This window comes from Brevibacterium sp. LAARM2_SD2, from assembly GCF_057364785.1.
In genome coordinates this window covers 109,537-126,477 of sequence record NZ_JBNFOM010000004.1, presented here as the reverse complement: position 1 = coordinate 126,477, position 16,941 = coordinate 109,537, and the positions used below count along the sequence as shown (strand labels likewise).

The window sequence follows — 16,941 nt, the reverse complement described above, 5'->3', positions numbered from 1 at the left end:
AAGACTGAGGGTGGCCGCCCGGATTGCGCGGAAGGTTGAGGGCGGAATCAGCGTCGAATTCGCCATAGGTGCGGCGCACACTCACCTCGGAAGCGGCGCAGAATCGTCACGGCTGGAGCGCGCGTCGCGGACATGCCTCAGCAGGCCCGTCGTGACCCTCGCGCGAACACGGCGAGGCTCCCGCTCGAACGTCAGGCCGACAACCCCGTCGCTCAGGCCCGGCCCGGTCCGGAATCTGACTCGTCGATCAGGCCCAGACAAGGCCGGCGGCCCCGTCGCTCAGTCCCAGACGGAGCTGGGACAATTGACCGCGCGCGAACACACAACGGCGCCGGGAGACTCAGTCGGTCTCCCGGCGCCGTTGTGCTGTCGAACCTCTGCGAGCCGGGCCGGACCGCCCGCCCAGCCCCGCCCCGCCCGGTCAGGACAGATCTGCGGCCCGGCCCGCCCGGTCAGGACAGGTCTGCGGCGTGAGGCTCGATGAGCCCGCCGATCTGCGCGAGCTCCGCCGTGAGCGAATCCGCGTCGTCGAACGTCCGCGAGATCACCGTGAGGCGCTTCGCGTAGTGCCCGATCGGGTACTCCATCGTCATGCCGATGCCGCCGTGCATCTGGATCGACTCCTGCGCGACGTGCCGCGAGGTCGAATCGATGACGATCTTCGCCGCGATGACGTCGCGGTGCCGATCCTTCTCCGCGCCCTCGCTCTCGGCGGTGACCGCGAGGCGGGCGAAGAGCGCCATGCTGCGGGCGTACTCGAGATCCGCGTAGAGGTCGGCGGCCCGGTGCTGGAGGGCCTGGTTCGCGCCGATCGGCGCCCCGAACTGCTCGCGCGTCTTGAGGTACTCGGCCGTCATCGTCAGCGAGGCCTCCATCGCGCCGACGGCCTCAGCCATGATCGCGGCATTGCCGAGGTCGAAGACCTCGTCGAGCACGGCACGGGCATCGGCCGCGTTGAGGCGCTGCGCCGGAGTATCGGCGAAGCGCACGCTCGCACTGCCGAGGCCATCGGCCTGGCGGTGGGCGACGCGGGTGAGCCCCGCGGCGTCGGCGGCGACGAGGAAGAGCCCGAGCTCCCCGTTCTCGACGGCGGTGACGATGAAGTGGTCGGCGACGTCGCCGCCGAGCACACCGTTCTTCTCACCCGAGAGGGTGACGCCATCTCCGGCCGCTGTCGCCGTCGTCGTCGGCTGCGCCAGGGCGTAGCGCTGACCCGGTTCGAGGGCGGCGACGGCGAGGAAGGTCTCCCCTTCGGCGACGCCGGGCAGGATCGCCTGCTTCTGCTCCTCGCTGCCGGCGAGCAGCACGGCGTTCGCGCCGAGGACGGCAGTGGCGACGAAGGGCTCGAGCACGAGCGCCCGGCCGAACGCCTCGAGGACGACAGCCACCTCGGCGAAGGTCATCTCCGCTCCGCCGTAGGATTCGGGGATCGTCAGACCGGTCAGGCCCATCTCCGCGAACTGCTGCCACTTCTCACGCGAGATGCCCTCGTCGCTGGCAAGAATGGCTTCGCGGGTTGCCGTGTCGTACTCGGTGCGCAGATACTTCCCCAGCGTGCTGGCGAGTTCCTGCTGAATGTCGTTGAGTTCAAGATCCATCTGTGTTCGTACCTTTCAGTGACCGAGTCAGAGACCGAGCAGGGCCTTCGAGATGATTCCCCGCTGCACCTCGGACGAACCGCCGTAGATGGTGACCTTGCGGGTGTTGAAGTAGGCGGGCAGCGCGTCGACGGCGCCGAGCGGCAGGTCGGTCAGACCCTCGCCCTGGACGCGGTCGGTGACGAAGTCGAGTCCCTGCGGACCGAGCACGTCGACGAGGATCTCACTGATGTCCTCCTGGAGCTGCGAGCCCTTGAGCTTGAGGACCGAGGAGCGCGGGTCCGGCTTCTCGGATCCGGCGGCCTGCGTCGACAGGATGCGCAGCTGCGTCATCTCGAGGGCCGTGAGCTCGGCCTCCAGCCTCGTCAGGCGCGCCGAGAACAGGGGATCGTCGAGCAGCGTGCCGGTCGCCGTCTTCGTCACCGCGGCGTAGGCCTTCGCACGGGCGAGGTTGACCTTCGAGGCGCCGATGCGCGCGATGCCGGTGCGCTCGTTGCCGAGGAGGAACTTCGCGTACGTCCAGCCCTTGTTCTCCTCGCCGACGAGGTTCTCCACGGGCACCTCGACGTTGTCGAAGAAGACCTCGTTGACCTCGTGGCCGCCGTCGATGAGCTGGATCGGGCGCACGGTCACGCCGGGGGACTTCATATCGATGAGGAGGAACGAGATGCCCGCCTGCTTCTTGACGTCGGGGTCGGTGCGCACGAGCATGAAGATCCAGTCACCGTACTGGCCCAGGGTCGTCCATGTCTTCTGACCGTTGACGATGTACTTGTCACCCGACTTCACCGCCGAGGTGGTCAGGGAGGCGAGGTCGGACCCGGCGTTGGGCTCGGAGAAGCCCTGCGACCACCAGATGTCGAGGTTCGCCGTGGCGGGGAGGAACCGCTCCTTGAGCTCCTGCGACCCGAAGGTCGCGATGACCGGACCGACCATCGAGACGTTGAACGGCAGGGGCGCGGGCACGCTCGCCAGCTGCATCTCCTCGAGCCAGATGTGGCGCTGGACGGGGGTCCAGTCCTGGCCGCCCCACTCGACGGGCCAGTGGGGCACCGCATAGCCGTTCGCATTGAGGATGCGCTGCGAGGTGACCATGTCGTCCTTGGTCAGCTCCTGCCCGGTGGCGACCTTGAAGCGCAGCTCTTCGGGGATCTCCGTGCGGTAGAACTGACGCATCTGCTGCGCGAATTCGCGCTCTTCTGCGCTCAGAAGGGTGTCCATGAAAGCTCCTGATAGATCGTTCAGTAAGTTAGCTCCCATAGTACGGTCGCGTGAGGTCACTCACAAGTGGAGCGGCCCGCCCCGATGCCCGGGATGCGGGAAGCTCATTGCGTGCCATGGCATATGCGGTTATTGTGTCCCCACATCCCCAGCTTCGCGGTCGTCGACGGTCCACCCCACCGCAGACACCTGACCTGGAATCACGGCCACCCATGCCGCCGATGCCGAGTCGATCGCGAGGTACCCGGCCGAGAGCTGCGTCGGGCGAGCGAGAACTCGTCGGACCAGCGGATCGGTGACATCGAAAGAAGCGCGAATGTCGGTAACCGTCCCCTCACCCCAGGGCCGTGCATTCGGGTACGCCGACGAAGTCTCCGCACTTCGCCAGACCCTGGCCGATCCCGACCGCAGCGGGTGCCTCATCATCGGACCCGCCGGCAGCGGACGGACGACCGTGATGAATCGCGCTCTCGACCAGCTCGACCGGGACGCCGCGATCTTCCGCCTGCGCGGATCCGAGCTGCTGCGCGACCGCGCGCTCGGCATCCTCGAGATCCTCCTGTCGCAGGAGGGCGTCAATCGGGACATCGGACCGGGTGCCGCCCTCTCGGTCGTCGCCCGCGTCGTCGGCCGCAGCCCCGGGGTGCCGATCGTCCAGCTCGACAACGCCAACCTCGTCGACGTCGAGTCGATCTCCGTGCTCTGCCAGCTCGCCGACGCCCACCGCATCCGCCTCGTCGTCGGTGCCGAGTCGATCCGCCCGCCCGTCGATCTCATCGCGACGCTGTGGCTGGGCGGGTCGATGGTGCGCATCGACCTCGACGGCCTCGACGAGGGGGCGATCGCCGCCCTCCTCGAATCGCCCGGGGCGATCGACCGGTCGACCACCGAGGTGCTGCGGGACACCGGCGGCAATCCGCGGCTGGTCAACCAGCTCGTCTTCGGCCTCGACCAGACGCGGGCGCACGAGCGCATCCTGTGGAACATCCCGACCGAGCTGCGGCCGATCCTCGAGATCATCGCGATGGTCGACGCGGCCCCCTACGAAGCACTCGCCGAACTCTGCTCGGCCGATGAGCTCGACGACCTCGCCGACAAGGGACTCGTGACGATGGACCGCGGACGCGGATCCGGGGTGCGCCTGTCGGAGCGCGTCATCGCCGAGACGCTCAAAGCCCATGTCATGCCCGCCCACAGCCTCAGCCTCTACAAGGTCTACGAGTCCGTCGTCGACGTCGCCGCGCTGACCGGCCGCGCGCTCTTCGGCTACCTGCGCTGGGGGCTCTCCCTCGGCTTCGGCCAGGCCGAGGACACCGTCTTCACCGCGGTCGGTGCCGCGAACACGGAGGGCCGGTACTCCGACGCCGCCGAGCTCATCACCGCCTCCCGGTGGCAGACGAGCCGCATCCTCCTCGAACTCGTCCGCGCCGACAAGGAGCGCGGCAACGTCGACGAGGGGCGTCGGACCTTCGACCGCCTCGTCGCCCGGCTCGCCGACGGCAGTCCCGACGGGGCGAGCACGCGGGGGGAGGACGTCACCGGCTCCGACGCCGACGACGCGAGCTACCTGTCGCGGCTGGCCTGCATGGACATTCGGCTGACCGACCCCCGGACGCCGGAGGACCTCGTCGTGCAGTGGGCCAGGGAGAGGCTGACGAGTCCCGCCGACACCGGCCGCCTCGACGTCACCCGGGCCCGGTACGAACAGCGGGGCGGCCGCTTCGAGGAGGGGATGCGGCTCGCCGAGGCGGTCTACCGCGATCACGCGTGCCTGACCCGACACCGCCTGCGGGCCTGCGCGATCATCGGCATCGGACAGGTCACGCGGGGGCAGGTCGACCTCGGCCTGCGCTACATCGACCAGGCCGAGCTGATGTTCGGCCTTGCCGGGCTGACGAGCTACGAGGTCGAGGACGCCGCCCCGCAGATCTTCGTCGCGCGGTACCTCGCCGGGGATTGGGCCGGTGCCCGCCGCTCGGTGCGGCAGGCGCGGACCGGGGACCGGATGATCGACTTCGCCGGCGCCCTCGTCGATGCGCGCACCGGCCACCCCGCCCGCGCGCAGTCGACCCTGCACACGCTGCTCAGCCATTTCCAGGAGACCGACCTCATCGACATCACGCGGGTCGGCCACGCCGCCAAGCGCTACGTCGACGCCCAGCTCGGTCGCCTGTCGAACCCCGACGCCCTCCTCGAGTCCACCTCGTCGAGACCCGTCCCGACCAGTACTCGTGGTGGTCGGAGTTCGAGGCGCGGCTCTTCGACCTCCAGGCCCTCGCCGTCACCCGCCCCGACCCCGCGGCGGCCCGCCTGCACGCCCTCGGAGTCGAGGCCGCGGAGATCGGGGCGACGACGATGGCCGCCGGGGCGCTCATGGAGGCCGCCCGGCTCGGCCATGAGACGGCCGCCCCATGCGCTCGCCGAGGTGGCCGACCGCATCGACGGCGGCATCGGCGACCTCGCCCGGGCGACGGCCGAGGGGATCGGCGGCAGCGATCCCTCCGCCCTGCTCGACGCCGCCCGCCTCGCCCTCGAGTTCGGCGCCGTCGTCGCGTGCGCCGAACTGGCCAAGCGCGCCCAGAAGCGGGCCGTCGAGGACGGCGACCGCACGGCGGCGCGGGAGGCGCGCATCCTCATCGGCAACAGCACCCGCACCGTGCGCTTCTCCACTCCGGGCCCCAAGCTCCACGCCGTGCTCACCGAGTTCGAGCGCAAGCTCGTCGACGGCGTCATGGCCGGACGCAGCAGCCACGACCTCGGCGAGCTCCACCATCTCTCCGCCCGGACGATCGAATGGCACCTCACCCGCATCTACCGCCGACTGCAGGTGGCCAACCGCCGTGAACTGCGCGACGTCGTCGCCGCGTGGGGGGGATGATCCGTGAGCGACGTCGTCGACACTGCGATCTTCGGCCGTGATCGCGCACTCGCCGAGATCGACGCCGCCCTGCGCGGCACTGAGGTCTCCGGGGTCGTCATCGAGGGCGAGCACGGAATGGGCAAGTCCCGGATCGCGGCGCGGGTGCACGCCGACCGCGGCGGGCAGGAGACCTGGATCCGCGGTGACCGGGTGCTCGAGGCGGTACCGTTCGGGGCCTTCGGGCTCCTCGTCGACCTCGACGGCGAACCCGAGACGATCCTCGCCCGCGTCGTCGCAGCGCTGACGGAGGGTCCCGGCACTCCCGTCGTCTTCGCCGACGACGCCCACTGCCTCGACGAGAGCAGCCTCTCGGCACTGTGGCAGCTCGCCAGCGACGGGGAGATCAAGGTCGTCGCGACGATGACCCCGACCGTCGACGGCCGGACCGGGTCGTTCGGCGAACTCGTCGCCGACGGGGTCGTCCACCACATCCTCCTCGAACCGCTCACCCTCGACGATGTCTCCGCGATGCTCGAGCACCACCTCGGCGGGATCGTCTCCCACGGCGCCCTCGACGTCGCCGCCTTCCAGTCCTCGGGAGTCCCGGGCCTCATCATCGAACTGCTCCGCTACGCCCGCCGGCGCCGCCGTCTGGTCCTCCAGCGCGGTGTGTGGCTGCTCGACGGTCTTGACATCGACTACGATCAGCGGGCCCGCGACCTCGTCAGCAGCGATCTCTCCCGGTACACCGACGAGCAGCGCGAAGCGCTCGAACTCGTCGTCCTCGCCGGTGAGGTCGAGGTCGAGCTCATGCTCGCCGCGGGACTCGGGGAAGCCGCCGACTCGCTCGTCGCCGCCGGTGTCCTCGACCTCGGCGGTCGCGGCCGACCGATCTACACGTGCATCGAGAGCTACTCGACGGAGACCGTGCGGAACACGGTCCCCGTGGGACGCAGCCGGCAGATGTTCGCCCTCGTCGAATCCCACCCCGGCACCCCGTCGAAGCGGGCGCGGATGCTGCGGGCGGATTGGGCGCTCAGCTGCGGGGCGAAGGTCTCGGTCGCCGATTCCGTCGAGGCCGCCCGCGTCGCCGCCGGCATGGGGGAGTGGCAGCGGGCGCTGCGGATCCTCGCCGAGGTGCCCTCCGAGGTCATGGACGCCCCCGCGCTCTTCGACCTCGGCACCCTCTACTGCGACGTCAACCTCATCCCCGTCGGCTGCGACGTCCTCGCCCAGGCGATCCGGAAGACCGACGATCCGTTCCTCGTCGTCGAAGCCTTCGTCGTCTGGGTGCTCCGGGACGTCGAGCGCATCTCTCCGCCGCTGTCGGGGGCCGACTTCGTCGCCGCCCTCGATCGGATCCAGGCCGAGGCCGCCGCCGCGGGGCGCCTCGACGACGCCGTCGACGCCATCGACCTCGCCCGCGCGACCCTCGAGCGGGTCAGCGAGAGCTCGTGGGAGGGTCTGCCCGGCGACGACGGCTCGGTGCTCACCTGGCTCGGCGCCGAAGGCATCCCCGAGACCCTGCGGGTGGCGATCACCATGGTCGTCGCCGCCAAGGAGCTCGAACGCGGCCACGGGAACGTCGTCGGCGACCTCCTCGACCGGATCGAGGGCGTCTCGGAGAACATCGGCTCGGGCACGATCATCCTCGACCTCGCGCGCTCGTGGGCCCACCTGCAGAGCGGGGACCGGGAGGCTGCCGCCGCCGTGCTCGCCGTGCCCCGCAGCACCGACCTCGCGTATCGGGCGGCGGGCAGCGGGGCGCGCGACCTCATCGTCACCCGGCTCCACGCCGAGGCGGGACGCTGGGACCGGGCGTTCCGCCGGGCCTGCGCCGCCGCCGAGGCGATCGAGTACTGGCAGCAGTACGAGTTCGCCGCGCTCGCCCTCGCCCAGGCCCAGTACGCCGCGATGATGGTCGGCAACGCCGAGGCCGCCGATGACTTCGACGCCCGCTACCTCGACCTGCCGCCGGGTGCCGCCTACGTCGAGTCCCGTCGCGCGCAGATCCTCCGGCTCGTCGTCCGCGCCAAGCTCACCGGCCGGCAGCGGTATCGCGAGGAGCTCGATGCGGCGCTGCTCGCCGTCGAGGAGCGCGGGGCGCTCGCGGCCGCCGCCTGTGCGCGGATCGAGATCTTCGTCCACTTCGGGGACTACGACGCCGAGGCGATGTGCCGTCTGGCCGCGTCCCTCGACGGCGGTGATCGCGACGGACACCTCCTCGGCGAGCTCGGTGCCGCCCTCTGCGCCGAGGACGCCGAGGCGCTCGTCGCCTTCGCCCAGCGGCTGTCGCCGGAGCTGCCCGCGCTCGTCGACCGCTGCCTCACCCTCGCCGAGTCCTGGGCGGAGAGCCCGCCGCCCCACCGCCACCGCGTGCACGACGTCGAGCTGACGAGTCGCGAGCAGCAGATCTCCCGCCTCATCATCGCGGGCCTGACGAACGCCGAGATCGCCGACGAGCTCGGGGTCGCCGTGCGCACCGTCGAAGGTCACACCTACCGGCTGTACCGCAAGCTCGACATCACCTCCCGGTCCGAGGTCGCCGAGGCGATCACACGACTGCGCAATGACGCTCCCGCGTGAGCGGCCGCCGTCGACGAACCGCTGACCGGTGTGGTGAAATCCCAGTTCAGCGCGCATGCCGACCGACGACGAGCGAGTAGGGGAGAACGACAGGCACGTGATTCGAGTAGTCGTCGAAGGTCACGCAATCGACATCGCACGATGACCGAGTAGTGACTGCCCGTGCGCGTGCGCCCCGAGTCGAGTAATGACCGAAGAACATCCCGTAATGACCACCTAGTGACCGATCTCGCAGGTCACGAGGATGGACCTCATGCACATCCCCACAATCCCCACCCCAGATCCCGACCAACTCCAGACCCTGCTCGATCGCCATACGGCCGCGGCCGTCGTCGGTCGCGTCGGCCTCGGCAAGACCGGACTCCTCAGAGCCCTCGAAGCGCGCTGGGAGGGCCCGGTCTACCGCGTGCACTACAACCGCGCCGAGGCCGGCACCGACTACTCCGGCATCGACGTCCTGCTCGCGTCCCTCGGCGCCCCGAGCATCGAGGACGCGGCCGCCGTCCCCGAAGCGGTGCTGGGCGCGCTGCGGGCGGCCGAGCTGCCCGACGACGGCCTCATCGTCATCCTCGGCGCCGACAAGATGGACCGCCCCTCCCAGGACGTGCTCGGACAGTGGCTGCGCCGCTCGCAGTCCGGGCGGACCCGGATGGTCATCTCCGTCAACGCCCTGCCCACCGACAGTCCGCTGGCACCTCTGCCCACCGTCGAGCTGCGCGAGCTCGACCACGGCGAACTCGTCGCGCTCGCCCAGGAGGAGTGCGGCGGCGGACTCTCCGAGGCGGCGGCCCACGTCGCCGCTGCGGCGTCGTCCGGGCTGCCGCTGGCGCTGCGCCACATCCTCGACGCGATGAATCGCCGTGAGCGCCTCGGCGAACTCCCGCTGACGATCCCGCCGCGCCCGGGCACGCAGGCCGACGCGCTCGTGCGCGACATCATCGGGACCCCCGACGCTGACACGCAGAGCCTGCTCAGGCTGCTGGCACTGGCTCCGTCGACGCCCTGCGGCCCGCTCGCGGCACGGGTCGACGGCTTCTGGGAGATCGTCGACGACCTCGAGATGCGCGACCTCGTCGAGCGACGCGACGCGCACCTGCGACTGACCAACGGCCTCGTGCGGGCGTGGACCCACCAGACGATGAGCGCGACCGAGCGGATCGCCGGCCACGTCCGGCTCGCCGAGGACTGCGCGGGCGTCGATCCGCGGCTGGCCCATTGGCATGCGTCCTTCTCGCGGCCGACGGAGGACTCGGCGCCGACCCTCATCGCCGACGCGCGTCTCCTCATCCGCGAGGGGATGACCGCCGACGGCATCGAATTCGTCGAACGCGCGATCCGCGTGAGCACCGATGACGAAGCCCTCGCCGCCGACCTCCTCGCCGTCGCCCGCGATCTCTACGACCGCGGCGAGTTCGTCTTCGCCTCCCGTTTCGGGCACCTCGCGGCGCGATCCCGGCAGCCCTCGCTCGCCGTGCGGGCGCGGACCCTCGACGTCGAGATCACGTTCACCCGACGCCAGACGCTTCCGCCCCATCTCGTCAACAGCTGGTCGAAGCAGGAGCTCCTCGATGCCCCGGCCGACGTCGCCCGGCTCCAGCTCCTCCTCAGCATCGGCCGCTGCGATCGCGGCGAGTACGCCGAGGCCGAGGAGCTGCTCACCGCCGCCCGCGACGCCGGCGACCACCTCGGCGACGCCGAGTCCCAGCTGCTCGACGCCGCGACGATCAGGCTCGAGGCCGCCCGCGGTCGGGACGAGACGGCGCTGCGGTGCTTCACCGCTCTGCGGACCGGTGAGATCGAGGAGTGCGAGCCCCATTTCGTCCTCGCGGTCGCCACGGGCCTCATGCTCACCGAGCACTACGAGTCCGCGCAGGCCGCGCTCGCCCTGCTGCGCGGGGAGGTCGACGGGGCGACGATCTGGCGCACGCGGGCGCTGGGGCTGCAGGCGGAGATCGCCCTGCGCGCCGGAAGCCTGCGGGCGGCCAGCGAGCTCATCGACGACATCGGCCACGCGCCCGCCGGCGCGGGCCAGGTCAGACCCGACCGGATCCTGCAGCTGCGCTGCTGGCAGCTGCTCATGCGCGGTGAGGCCTGCGCCGCCGAACCCGTTGAGGCTGAGCTCGCGGCACTCGCGACGACGACGGACAACCGACGCCTCCTCGCCGAACTCAACGCCCTCCAGGGCAGCTGCCTGCTGCGTCTGGGCTACCCGGCCGAGGCCGTCCGCCATCTGCGGCGCTGCGACGAGCTTTCCGCCCATGAGCTCAACCCGAACGTGCGGCGCCACGAAGCCGACCTCATCGAGGCGCTCATCGAGATCGGACGGCGCGAACACGCCGGGATGCTCGTCGCGCAGCTGCGCCGCCGCGTCGACCGCTGCCCCTCACGCTGGGCCGCACACGCGCTGCGTCGCTGCGAGGCGCTGCTCGCCACCGGAGAGAAGAGCCTCGAGCTCTTCACGCTCGCCCTGGGGGCGTTCCGGTCCGAGGACTCGCTCTATGAGAAGGCGCTCACCCAGCTAGCCTTCAGCCGGCGGCTGAGCGGGATCGGCGCCCAGGCTCGCGCCCGGGAGCAGCTGAGCGTCGCCTCGGCGACCTTCCTCGAACTCGGGGCCGACGGCCTGGCCCGGCATCACACGGCACCGCCCGCCCCGGTCGAGACCGCCGCGCCCGAGCTGCCGCAGCTGCGCGAGCTCAGCGACGAGGAGCTCAAGGTCGTCGAACTCGTGCGGGCGGGGCTGAAGAACAAGGAGATCGCCCGGCGGGTCTTCGTGTCCCTGCGCACCGTCGAGCTGCGCCTCACCGCCGCGTACCGGAAGCTCGGAGTCGGGTCCCGCACCGAGCTGATCTCCCGCCTGGCCGGCAACCCGAGCCTCGCGGTCGTCTGAGTCTCGTCTGCCGGTGCGCCCGGTGTGGCGGCAGTCCGCACACTGATCGCGGATGACCGCAGATCACCGGCGCACACGGGTCTGACACCCCCGCTTCGGAAATAGCTTGGGAAGCAATCGCGAATCGCCCGGCGCTGCCGTTCCCCCTCAGCGGTCAGGTCACTGCCGTCCCCTCGGCGGCCCGGGCGTCTGCAGAACCGAGAACGGCGCTGCCGGTCTCACTGAAGCATTGGAGATCGCAATGACAGCATCGGCACAACCGGAGGCCGAACCAGGAACCGCAGGCAGCCGGTCGTCACGACTGGCGCTGGCGGTCTGGGAGCGCCGGGCGCGCCTCCAGATCGTGCTCGACGCCGCCGCGTGGGTCCTCGCCGCGGGCCTCACCTGGTTCGTCCTCGGATTCGGCTGGATCGACGGGTGGACGATCGGACTCGTGCTCGCCGTCGCCCTCGCACTCCAGCTGCTCGGGGGCCTGAGCCTCGGCCTCTACCGCAGCCGCTACCACTACGGCAGCTTCTCCGAATACGGAGGTCTCGTCCTCCTCAGCCTCGCCGTCACCGTGGTCCTGCTGCTCGTCACCGCGGGTGACTCCCCGTTCGTCCTGCTCCTCGTCTTCTCCGCCCTCATCCTCATGTCGGGCAGCCGGTACGTCATCCGCTACATCCACCAGATGACGACGCGGCCCACCCAGGGCGAGCGGGTCCTCGTCGTCGGTGCCGGAGACGCCGCCGACTCCCTCATCCGCCAGATGCTCTCGGATCCGGCGGGCGCCTACCTGCCCGTCGGACTCATCGACGACGATCCGCGCAAGCGGCACCTGAGCATCCAGGGCGTGCGCGTGCGCGGCACGAGCGAGGACATCGCCGAGGTGGTCGAAGCGCTCAACGTCGCCGGAGTCATCGTCGCGATCGCCGATTCCGATGCGCAGTTCCTGCAGGCCTGCCGCAGCAGCCTGCAGATGACCGGGCGCTGGCTGCGGACGATCCCGCCGCTGGCCGAACTCGTCGACCGCCGGGTCGAGATCGCCGACATCCGCGACCTCAGGGTCGAAGACCTCATCGGCCGCAGTCCCATCCACACCGATCTCACGGAGATCGCCGCGACCATCGCCGGCAGCCGCGTCCTCGTCACCGGGGCCGGCGGGTCGATCGGCAGCGAACTGTGCCGCCAGCTCTCAGCGCTCGGACCGGAGTCCCTCATCCTCCTCGACCGGGACGAGTCCGCCCTCCACGGCGTCGAGCTCACCCTCTTCGGCTCCGCCCTGCTGACCTCGCCGAACACGGTGCTCGCCGATATCCGCGACCCCGAAGCGCTCGAGCGGATCTTCGCGGCCACGCGACCGCAGATCGTCTTCCACGCCGCAGCGCTCAAACACCTGCCGATGCTCCAGCGGTTCCCCGAAGAGGCGTGGAAGACCAATGTCCACGGCACGCTCAACGTCCTCGAGGCCGCAGCCGCTGCCGGCGTCGACACGTTCGTCAACATCTCCACCGACAAGGCGGCGGCGCCGACGAGCGAACTGGGCCGCAGCAAGCGCATCGCCGAACAGCTCGTCAGCGGCTTCGCCTCGCGCTCGCCGGGCACCTATCTCTCGGTGAGGTTCGGCAACGTGCTCGGCTCCCGCGGTTCGGTGCTGCTGTCGTTCCAGGAGCAGATCCGGCGCGGCGGTCCGGTCACGGTCACCGATCCCGAGGTCCGGCGCTTCTTCATGACGATCCCCGAGGCCTGCCAGCTCGTGCTCGAAGCCGCGGCGATCGGGCAGGACGGCAACGTCATGGTCCTCGACATGGGAGAGCCCGTGCGCATCGACGACATCGCGCGCAGCCTCGTCGCGATGTCGGACCGGCAGATGGAGATCATCTACACGGGCCTGCGCGAGGGCGAGAAGCTCGACGAGGAGCTCTTCGGCGTCGATGAGGGCACCGTGATGCGCATCCACGAGAAGATCAGCCGGGTCGAGGCGCCGGAGCTCGATCCGCGCGTGCTGCCGAGCCGGTCGGCCTCCCGCGAGGTCATCGACCTCTTCTGCACGCAGATCTGCACCCCGGAGGCACCTGCCCGGAAGCGGGCGGTCCCGTCTCCGTCGTCCGAGGTCAGGGCCGTGACCGAGGCAGCCGCCGAGGTCGTGCGCGCCGAGGCTGCGCGACCCGACCCCCGTCGACGCCGACACCACCCCCGCCGAGCCGGCGGCGGCGCGCCAGCAGCGCGTCGCCGAGGCGGCGGCCGCCTCCGGACTGACCATCGCCCGTCTGCGCAAGCATGTGAAATCAGAGGTGTCAGCATGAGTGAACAGTGGCAGGTCTGGGACGCCGAGGTGCCCGCCGACCGCGACGCGTGGATCGCCCTGTGGGCGGCGTCGGACGAACGCCAGCCCTTCGCCCACCCGGATGTGTGCTCCCTCCTGCGTCCGGCCGAGGGTCGGCTCATGGCGGTCGCCCTGTCCCACGGCGGCGGACACGTCCTCTACCCGTTCTTCCTCCGCGAGATCAGCGGCAGCGACGGCTGGCGGGACATCGTCTCCCCCTACGGCTACGGCGGACCGATGCACTGGGGGCTCACCGACGTCGAAGCGACTGCGGAGGTGTTCTGGCACCGCTTCGATGCGTGGGCGCTGGAGCACTCCGTGGTCAGCGAGTTCTCCCGCCTGTCCCTCTTCGGGGAGACGCTGCTGCCGTACCGGGGCGCGACCCGCAAGCGTCAGAACAACTACGTGCGGGACCTCAGCGTCTCCGTCGAGGAGCTCGGCTGGGAGGTCGCACCGAAGGTGCGCAGCAATGTCCGCCGCGCCCGGCGCGAGGGCGTGACCATCGTCATCGACACCGACGGGGAGTTCGTCGACGACTTCGTCCGGATCTACACCGAGACGATGCAGCGCCGCGACAGCGCGGACTGGTACCGCTTCGAACGCCCCTTCTTCGAAGGCCTCCACGCGGCGCTCGCCGGCCAGTTCGCCTATGTCTACGCCGAGCTCGACGGGCGGCTCGTCTCCGCCGACCTCCTCCTCTTCGGCACCGACACCGGCTACTACTTCCTCGGCGGCACCGAGGCGGCCGCGTTCCGCGCGCGCCCCAACGACCTCGTGAAGATGGAATCGATGACCTGGCTCAAGGCCCGGGGGTGCCGCAGCTATGTGCTCGGCGGCGGCGTCACCGCCGCACCCGATGACAGCCTCGACCGGTACAAGCGGGGGTTCGCCCCGCACGGCCGCGTCGACTACCTCACCGGGGAGCGCATCATCTCCGCCCCGGCCTACGACGCACTCCTCGCCGCGCACCGGCAGCGGCTGGCCGCGCGCGGTCTCGACTTCGACGAGAGCAGCGACTTCTTCCCGGCCTACCGCCGCGGCGCCGAACTCCTGACACCGGAGGCCGCCGAGCCCGCGCCGTCAGCCGGCGGGTCGCCGTCGACCGGCGGGTCGGCACCGGCCGCACTGTCAGAGGAGTCGACACCTGCCCGGCAGGCAGAGCCGGCGAGGTCCTGAGATGCCCTACTCCCGCATCAAACGTGCGTTCGACTGCCTCGGGGCAGGACTCGGACTGCTCGTGTGCGCTCCGCTCCTGCTGCTCACCGCCGGCCTCGTCCTCGCCTTCCACGGTGCTCCGGTGATCTTCGCGCAGGAGCGGGTGACCCAGGGCGGGCGGATCTTCCGGCTGCGGAAGTTCCGGAGCATGCGACCGCTCGACCCCGCGCGCGGCTGGACGAGCGATGCCACGCGGCTCACCGCCTTCGGCCGCCTCCTGCGGGCGACGAGCATCGACGAGCTGCCGAGCCTGTGGAACGTCCTCGTCGGCGACATGAGCCTCATCGGCCCGCGTCCCCTGACGACCGACTACCTCGCGCTCTACACCCCCGAGCAGTCCCGTCGTCACGCAGTGCGCGGCGGCCTGAGCGGACTGGCCCAGGTCAGCGGCCGCAACGCGCTGTCGTGGGACGAGCGCTTCGACCTCGACCTCGAGTACGTGAAGACCATGAGCCTGCGCACGGATCTGCGCATCCTCGCCCGGACCGTGGGCACGGTCGTCCGGCGCACCGGGGTCAGCCACCCGGGTGCGGCGACGACGTTCAGCTACGGCGGCAGTCTGCGCTCCGACCTCATCGAGTTCGAGCAGATCGCCCGCACCCGCGACCTCACGCAGTGGATGGCGAGGACCCGTGCGGGTCAGCGGGTGGGGCTGTGCGAGATGGTCAGCCTCGGCGAATCGGCCCGGCTGATCCGGTTCCTGCCGCACCCGGTCGATGCCGCCTTCGCCCCCGACGAGCACGAGGTGCTCACCCGCGAGGTCCTTCGGCTGCTGCTCAACCGGGCGCGCGGCACCGATGCGGACTTCGCCTTCTGCCCCGTCGCCACGGCCGGCGCGGCGGCGGATCTCTACCTCTCGTACGGCTTCCGCCCGGTCACCGAGGCGCCGCCGCTGACCGCCCTGCCCCAGCCGGCCGCGGTCGCCGCCGGAGGAGAGCTCCTCTGCTGCGCACTCTGGCCCGAGACCGCACCGAACCCCGACCTGAGGATGGCGTCATGACGATCTCGAACGCCCAGCCGACCACCTCGGCGACACCGACCGAGCTCGAGCCGATCCCGGTGTCGACTCCCGACGTCGGAGCGCTCGAGGAGGAGTACCTCATCCGCGCGTTCCGCTCCGGATGGATCGCCCCGACGGGCCCCGACCTCACCGCGTTCGAAGCCGAACTCGCCGCGCGGGTCGGCGTGCGGCACGCCGTCGGTCTCGCCTCGGGAACCGCCGCCCTCCACCTCGGTCTCCTCGGTCTCGGCGTCGGCGCCGGTGACACCGTGGTGACGTCGACGATGACCTTCGCGGCGACCGCGAACGCGATCATCTACTGCGGGGCCGAACCCGTCTTCGTCGACTGCACCGCTGACGGCAACATGGATCCCGGGCTCCTCCACGAGGCGCTGCGTGCGGGGGCGCGGGCCGGACGCCTGCCGGCTGCCGTCGTCCCCGTCGACCTGCTCGGGCGGCCCGCCGACTACGATCGGATCCTGCCGATCGCCGCCGAGTTCGGGGTGCCGGTGCTCGTCGACGCCGCGGAATCCCTGGGCTCGCACTGCGGCGGCCGGGCCACCGCGAGCATGGGACACGCGGCAGCGGTGTCCTTCAACGGCAACAAGATCATGACGACCTCGGGCGGCGGGGTGCTGCTCACCGACGACTCCGACCTCGCCGCCCGCGCGGCCTACCTCTCGACACAGGCCCGGCGACCGGTGGCCCACTACGAGCACACTGACATCGGCTTCAACTACCGCCTGAGCAATCTGCTCGCGGCGCTCGGCCGGGCTCAGCTTCTCCGCCTCGACTCGATGATCGCGGCCCGCCGGGCGAACCGGGCCCGCTACTGCGAGCTCTTCGGGGACTGGGCCGGTGTCGAGCTCTTCGGTCGCGAGAACCCCCACGCGGACAATGCGTGGCTGAGCGCGGTGCTCGTCGACCCCGAGACGGCGGGCTTCACCGCCGGTGAGCTTGGCGAGTGGCTGGCCGCGCACAGCATCGAGACGCGACCGCTGTGGAAGCCGATGCACCTCCAGCCCGTCCACCGCGGGCGCACGATGCACGGCGGGCGGATGTCCGAGTCGCTCTTCGCGACCGGGCTGACGCTGCCGAGCGGGTCGCGCTGAGCAGCGCACAGCTCGACCGGGTGCTCACCGCCATCACGGCGTTCCGATGCGGAGGGCCGCACCGGTGATGCGGGCGCCCGTACCCCGGAGCACGGGGCATATCAGACCACTCAGGCACCCCCATAGCCTGGGACCAGGACGAACACCTCGTCGACGA

At 70.8% G+C, this 16,941-nt stretch carries 8 protein-coding genes; 6 read left to right on the top strand and 2 right to left on the bottom strand.

The window, feature by feature from the left end; genetic code table 11:
* Nucleotides 1–452: 452 nt before the first annotated feature.
* Together AC2W7K_RS04160 and AC2W7K_RS04155 are read right to left on the bottom strand one after the other, a co-directional pair.
* The gene (locus AC2W7K_RS04160) at nt 453–1,598 is read right to left on the bottom strand and encodes an acyl-CoA dehydrogenase family protein (protein WP_198499853.1); all 1,146 of its coding nucleotides are present in this window, start codon (nt 1,596–1,598) and stop codon (nt 453–455) included.
* Between the two features lie 27 nt (nt 1,599–1,625).
* Nucleotides 1,626–2,819: an acyl-CoA dehydrogenase family protein gene (locus AC2W7K_RS04155; protein ID WP_198499852.1), complete on the bottom strand. Its 1,194-nt coding sequence runs from the start codon at nt 2,817–2,819 to the stop codon at nt 1,626–1,628.
* A gap of 316 nt (nt 2,820–3,135) precedes the next feature.
* On the opposite strand from AC2W7K_RS04155, the gene AC2W7K_RS04150 reads away from it, so the two are divergent.
* From AC2W7K_RS04150 to AC2W7K_RS04125, 6 genes are all read left to right on the top strand, one after another.
* A complete protein-coding gene (locus AC2W7K_RS04150) occupies nt 3,136–5,697 on the top strand; it encodes a helix-turn-helix transcriptional regulator (protein ID WP_486005777.1) in 2,562 nt (853 codons plus the stop codon).
* 3 nt (nt 5,698–5,700) lie between these two features.
* The gene (locus AC2W7K_RS04145) at nt 5,701–8,265 is read left to right on the top strand and encodes a helix-turn-helix transcriptional regulator (protein ID WP_198499850.1); all 2,565 of its coding nucleotides are present in this window, start codon (nt 5,701–5,703) and stop codon (nt 8,263–8,265) included.
* 253 nt (nt 8,266–8,518) lie between these two features.
* Entirely contained in the window at nt 8,519–11,152 is a 2,634-nt protein-coding gene (locus AC2W7K_RS04140) for a LuxR family transcriptional regulator (RefSeq protein ID WP_198499849.1), read from the top strand.
* Between the two features lie 241 nt (nt 11,153–11,393).
* Nucleotides 11,394–14,633: a GNAT family N-acetyltransferase gene (locus AC2W7K_RS04135; protein ID WP_486005776.1), complete on the top strand. Its 3,240-nt coding sequence runs from the start codon at nt 11,394–11,396 to the stop codon at nt 14,631–14,633.
* A gap of 1 nt (nt 14,634) precedes the next feature.
* The gene (locus AC2W7K_RS04130; protein ID WP_198499846.1) at nt 14,635–15,672 is read left to right on the top strand and encodes a sugar transferase; all 1,038 of its coding nucleotides are present in this window, start codon (nt 14,635–14,637) and stop codon (nt 15,670–15,672) included.
* Nucleotides 15,669–16,784, top strand: coding sequence for a DegT/DnrJ/EryC1/StrS family aminotransferase (locus tag AC2W7K_RS04125; RefSeq protein ID WP_486005775.1), 1,116 nt, complete (start codon nt 15,669–15,671; stop codon nt 16,782–16,784). The genes AC2W7K_RS04130 and AC2W7K_RS04125 overlap by 4 nt, the downstream gene beginning before the upstream one ends.
* Nucleotides 16,785–16,941 lie beyond the last annotated feature (157 nt).